The 4,716-nt window shown below is 27.9% G+C and carries 8 protein-coding genes; 4 read left to right on the top strand and 4 right to left on the bottom strand.

Going from position 1 to position 4,716, the window contains the following annotated elements; genetic code table 11:
* From ACKI5C_RS05955 to ACKI5C_RS05940, 4 genes are all read left to right on the top strand, one after another.
* Positions 1–651 (top strand): hypothetical protein (locus ACKI5C_RS05955; protein WP_407432261.1); only part of this gene is annotated, 651 nt, incomplete at its 5' end.
* A 32-nt stretch (positions 652–683) separates the two neighbouring features.
* Positions 684–914 (top strand): hypothetical protein, encoded by a 231-nt coding sequence (locus ACKI5C_RS05950; protein WP_407432260.1) that lies wholly within the window; start codon positions 684–686, stop codon positions 912–914.
* Positions 915–916: 2 nt separating this feature from the next.
* On the top strand, positions 917–1,114 hold the full coding sequence (locus ACKI5C_RS05945; protein WP_407432259.1) for a hypothetical protein: 198 nt from the start codon (positions 917–919) through the stop codon (positions 1,112–1,114).
* Positions 1,115–1,220: 106 nt separating this feature from the next.
* A complete protein-coding gene (locus ACKI5C_RS05940; RefSeq protein ID WP_407432258.1) occupies positions 1,221–2,771 on the top strand; it encodes a recombinase family protein in 1,551 nt (516 codons plus the stop codon).
* Positions 2,772–3,145: 374 nt separating this feature from the next.
* Here ACKI5C_RS05940 and ACKI5C_RS05935 read toward each other — a convergent pair whose 3' ends face one another.
* From ACKI5C_RS05935 to ACKI5C_RS05920, 4 genes are all read right to left on the bottom strand, one after another.
* Entirely contained in the window at positions 3,146–3,481 is a 336-nt protein-coding gene (locus ACKI5C_RS05935) for a hypothetical protein (protein WP_407432257.1), read from the bottom strand.
* Between the two features lie 160 nt (positions 3,482–3,641).
* Entirely contained in the window at positions 3,642–3,908 is a 267-nt protein-coding gene (locus ACKI5C_RS05930) for a hypothetical protein (RefSeq protein WP_407432256.1), read from the bottom strand.
* The gene (locus tag ACKI5C_RS05925; RefSeq protein WP_407432255.1) at positions 3,898–4,215 is read right to left on the bottom strand and encodes a hypothetical protein; all 318 of its coding nucleotides are present in this window, start codon (positions 4,213–4,215) and stop codon (positions 3,898–3,900) included. Before ACKI5C_RS05925 ends, ACKI5C_RS05930 begins: the two co-directional genes overlap by 11 nt.
* A 14-nt stretch (positions 4,216–4,229) precedes the next feature.
* Complete coding sequence (locus ACKI5C_RS05920; RefSeq protein WP_407432254.1) at positions 4,230–4,487, bottom strand: hypothetical protein; 258 nt, start codon at positions 4,485–4,487, stop codon at positions 4,230–4,232.
* Positions 4,488–4,716: the final 229 nt, after the last annotated feature.

Here is a 4,716-nt window from a genome sequence, read left to right as displayed (position 1 = left end):
AATTATAACATATTTGATGAATATTATCCAGTACCTCACTATGTATCAGCATTAGACGCAATCAGAACAGATATTGAAATGAAAAACTATGATTTAAATGCTGTTACTAATATGTTCACACCAAGTGGTATATTAACAATGAATCAGGTTTCAGATGATAATGAACGAGATATGATAATTAAGAATATCGAAGCAACATTCACAGGTTCTGAAAACGCTAATAATATCATCATTACTTTCAGAAACAATTCAGAAGATAAACCAGTAGAATTTGTTCCTATTACATCCAATAGTGAAGGTGTTAATTTATTTGCTGATACAACAAATAGAACCACAGATAGAATATTATCAGCACATAGAGTTTCCAGAGGTTTAATCGGTTTACCAATTGATGATGCTGGTTTCAGTAGTGAAGGTGCAATATTACAAGCACAATACAATCTTACCAATAAATTATTGGTGAATGGTATGAGAAAAAAATTAGTAAGTCATATTAATACTATTCTAGGATTAAATGGTATTGAGCAAGATTTAATATTAAAACCTTTATCATTCAATATTAGTGAAGTGGAAGAAAGAAAAGTAGAAGTTAGACCAGATGTGAAAGAAATATCAAATGATGAGAATGAAGATACTTCTGTTTTAAAATAATTCATTATATTTGCAAAAAAAATATAATAATTATGGAAGTATATGTATTACATGATGTATATAGGGATAAATGCATTGTTTTTTCTCCAGAAAATATAGAGCAAAAAATTAGAGATTATATCACCAAATATTCTGATACTTCTGATTGGACTAAAGAAGATTGGGATAATGAATTAAATTGGTTGGTTAGAAATAATCATCTTGATACCTATTATAGTGATGAGAATATTAATTTTTTCCTTTGGAAACGAACAATTAAATAATTATGGAAAAGAAATTATATATATTGATTTGTCATAACTATGAACCTTGGATTATTCCTTTTACATCAATCAGAAAATGCAAAAAGTATTTCATTGAAGAATTATGCTTTGAAGAAGGTGATTGGGAATTATTGATGGATGGTGATAAGGTTATGGATGATGAAGCATATTACTGGGAATTGAGAAAATATACATTATAAACCAAAGGTTTCCTAAATTATGTCCTTAAAGGTGGTAGAAAGCGTTCTATCACCTTTTTTTATACCATTTAATGTAAAGTTGCTATTGAGAATTTGGTATATTAAATTGTATTGCTTATATTTGCAAAAAATTAATGTTATGAAAGAAGTTATCCTATTACTTAGAGTGTCCACCAACCAACAAGACTATGAACAACAAAAAGGTGAATTAATCCAGTATTCACAACAGTTGGGATTTGATAATTACCACATTATCAATGATAAAGAAAGTGCTGTTAAGTTAAGTGAAGAAGAAAGAAATGGTTTAAATACCCTAAAGGAAATGGTATATAATAACTCCAATATTAAAGGGTGTATTGTGTATGAGATTTCCCGATTGGCAAGAAAACAAAATGTCCTACACAGCATGAAGGAATGGTTTATTGAAAACCAAGTAAACCTTTATGTGTATGATAAAAAATACCAGTTATTGAACCAAGATGGAACACTAAATGAACAGTGTGATTTGCTCTTTTCAATTTATGGTTATTTTGCAGAAAATGAAGCAAAGCAGACTAAGATGAGAAGTAAAAGAGGTAAAGAGTATTGGGTTAAAAAAGGTAAGTGTGTCAATGGTAAATTAGTGTTTGGTTATAAGACTGATAAAGATGGTTATATAATTCCAGATGACGAACAGATAGAATTTGTGAAATACTTGTTCAATCGGTATAACACAACAGATATAACACTAAGACAATTGGCAAAGGAAATGATGGAAAGAGGTATATCACCAACCCAACATTTAAGAAGTGCCCAGACTTGGTTAAAGTGCATATTATGTAACTATGCCTTTTGTGGTGAAGCATCAATTTACAGTAAGAAGATGCCACACATATATCCAGCAACCATACCTAAAGATTGGATTGATAAAGCAAGAAATAAACTCGCTAATGCTAAAACTCTGCCTAGAACAACAGATAATATCTACTATTGCAAATCGTTGCTTAAATCGCAGGAAAACGCTAATCTGATTGCATCTGTTACAGATGTTGCATACTGGGTACAACAACCATATCCATATATTGCAATTAATATTAATGTGGCAGATAGCATAGTATGGTATTGTGTTAGGACTATGATATACCCTATTTATGTAATGAATAACACTTCTGAACGAGAGGAACAATTAAGAGAACAGTTAACCATCAATAATGAAAAATTAACAACAATTAACAAAAAAGATTTGGAGTTAAATAATGAACTTCAACGAATAAAAAACCTTTACATTAAAGGAAAGATTGATGACGATGAATTTGAAGCATTGGAAAGTGAGAATATCAAGAATAAAGGCATTTTAAGCGATTCTAAGCGACTTTTAGAGGAAAGTAATACAAATATACTACAAGCACTTAAAAACGCCCAGGAATGGTTTAAAATAAGTCTTATTGATATATCCCATTTGAATGATGATGTTGAGATTAAAAAAGTGATTGATTTATGTGTAAATAAAATTATACTAACAAAAGATGGTAATATCCTGAATTTGAATATAGAATCTGTGTTTGGTCTCAACTATTATTTCAGTTATAATATTAAGACAAAAGAAATAAAATTCTTGGATGAGACCATTAACTTGATGGTAAGTGTCAGATATAAAAGTAAACGAAAAAGGGGATGACCGAATTGTCATCCCCATCATCTAAACAACTAAATAAATAAAAAATTATTAATATGAGTAAGAATTATAACTATGTTCCCATTGGTAGTATCGCTCTACATAACTTCAACAGTTCAATGGGATATTTTAATAGAATTATATCTATCAAAACATTAATAAGATTTCATTATTTTGAGATAGTATTAATTAATAATTTAACCTACAAAAGATTTTTTTATCATATTAATACAGTTGTTCCTTAACTCGCAATAAGGAATGACTAATCATTTTTACAACCATAATTAGTTTCAGTTGGAGTAAACTTTTAAATCAATATAATATAACATTTCCCAGACGTTATATCTTCTATATATAATTGGTATTTAGGTTCATCATTAAAACGGCATTCCGTCATCAGTAGTTCTATATACTTGTTCAAGTTCAGGATTTTCATTGAAATATTCTTCAATCAATTCATCCAATTTAGAATCTGAAATAATATCCCAATCTTTATATCCTAAGTAAGTATTAATCTTATTTGCATTCTTTTTAACCATTTTCAGAAAAACCTCTTTTTCTGTTTTACTTACAAAGTTATTAAGAATTACTGGAACATAAAAATTCCTATCTTGAATAGCATATATAATTTGCATTCTTTGTCTTACTTCAAATTGCAAACTCTTTTCCAACTTGAAATACTGTTCGATAAATTTCTTTTCTTCGTTACTCATATATTTAGTTTTTGTTTAAAATTTATGGAAGGAATATAACCCTTCCTTCCAATGGGCGAAATAATAATTAATTATAAAATGAATGTTTAAAAAACCAACCCTAATCACATCGCAAAGATACATAAATTATTTTTAAAAAACAAATAAATGTAAATATTATTTATACATTTTTTATTCTAAAAACAACAATTTGGTTGAAATCTTCATCAGTCCAATCAGTATTATTAGATGGTCTCAACAAGCAATTTTCCATAAAGTCAACAATCCAATCATCATCAACCATTGAAGGGAAATATTGAGTTGCTTCAATGTGATATTCCAACAATACATCCGAATCAATTTCATTTGAATCAAATGCTACCAAATCGTTATGAATTTGATAGCAACAGAAATAATCCGTTGCTACTTGTTCTATCTTATTTACCATTTATATGAGCGTTATAATATTCAATCATACTATCCAATTCCTCCTTATATTCTTCACAATACTTTTTAATTTCTTCAACCAAATCTTCATCCGATGTTGACATAAAATTTTCCAAATTCCATGAAGGATTTAAGTTGGTACAATATTCACCATTTGGAAATTTGTAGTAAAATTCTACATTATCGTCAATAAAGAACTTATATTCCTTCTTGCATACATCCCACATTACTTTGTTATGCCAATCAACTTCAATACCATTCGCTACTACAGCATCCTTGATGCTCTTAATGATTTCTATATATTCCATAATATTAATAATTTTTAATTTACCTTAGTTAAAATAATATCAAAATTCTTAGTTTCATGAGCATTCCACATTCGGTTTGTTTTATTTGTTTTTTCGAATTCAAAACCATAATCGCCACATACCTCTGTTAGTGTATGATAAAACTCTTCAATTGATTCACCTTCACCTAAGTATTCAGCAATACTTTCAAATGTAACATACATCGTTGTTTCATCCAAATTTAGCATTTCAAGTTCTGTAACTTCTAAAAATAGTTTAACTGATTCTTTCATATCTAATTCTTTTTATTTAGTTTATAAATTATTAATTAACTTGTTTGTTTCTCAATCACAGTGCAAAGATACATATATTTTTTTAACTTTCAAAGTTAATTTCTTTAATTTTTGTTAATTATTTCTTTTTATTTGGTGATGTCATTATTTTTATTATGTCCTTTACTAATAAATATCACCAAAATTTAATAAAATCAGAATTTGAATAAAAAAAATTAGTTTTCGCTAC

This window comes from Methanobrevibacter sp., from assembly GCF_045646045.1.
Taxonomy (GTDB): domain Archaea; phylum Methanobacteriota; class Methanobacteria; order Methanobacteriales; family Methanobacteriaceae; genus Methanocatella.
This window is presented reverse-complemented; position numbering and strand designations above follow the sequence as displayed.